Consider the following 818-nt stretch of genomic DNA (forward strand, 5'->3'; position numbering starts at 1 on the left):
GCTTGGCAGACGCTTATACCGACTTTGCGAGAAGAAGGAGAAGGATGGCGGGCAGAGTTATGGGTGACATGGAACCCATTGCGAGAGAATGCCCCTGTTGAGAAGCGGTTTCGCTTTTCAGACAATGAGGCAATCAAGCGTGTGGAGATCAACTGGTCAGACAATCCGAAGTTTCCGAAGATCTTGAATGAAGCACGATTGGATGATCTTAACAATCGTCCAGAGACCTATAAGCATATCTGGGAAGGGGATTATCTGAAAGCGGTTCAAGGCGCTTATTATCAAAAGGAAATGTTGGCAGCCGAGCAGGAGGGGCGGATAGGGCGCGTTGCTCGTGATCCTTTAATGCAGATACGCGCTTTTTGGGATATTGGGGGCACGGGTGCTAAGGCAGATGCAACAGCGATATGGATAGCGCAATTTGTTGGTAGAGAGATCAGAGTGCTTAATTATTATGAAGCACAGGGACAGCCGTTATCAGAGCATATAGGCTGGTTGCGTCAAAATGGTTATGAGAAAGCATTGATGGTTTTGCCCCATGATGGTGCGACCAGAGACCGTGTGCACAATGTGAGTTTTGAGAGTGCTTTAAATGATGCGGGTTTTGAAACGCAAGTGATCCCTAATCAAGGAGCAGGGGCGGTTAAGATGCGTATAGAGGCGGTGCGGCGTATTTTGCCGTCTGTTTGGTTCAATGAAGAGATGACGGTAGCAGGGCGCAAAGCACTGAATTGGTATCACGAGAAATGGGATGAGAAGCGCGGCATTGGTTTGGGTGCAGAGCATGATTGGTCGAGTCATGGGGCGGATGCCTTTGG

The 818-nt window shown here is 49.1% G+C and carries 1 pseudogene; it reads left to right on the forward strand.

From position 1 onward, the window contains the following. A pseudogene (locus ACFINF_RS09415) lies at window positions 1-818 on the forward strand (PBSX family phage terminase large subunit); the annotation flags it as partial.

The sequence above is a fragment of the Bartonella sp. TS25HLJMH genome (assembly GCF_042193505.1).
Lineage (GTDB): Bacteria > Pseudomonadota > Alphaproteobacteria > Rhizobiales > Rhizobiaceae > Bartonella > Bartonella grahamii.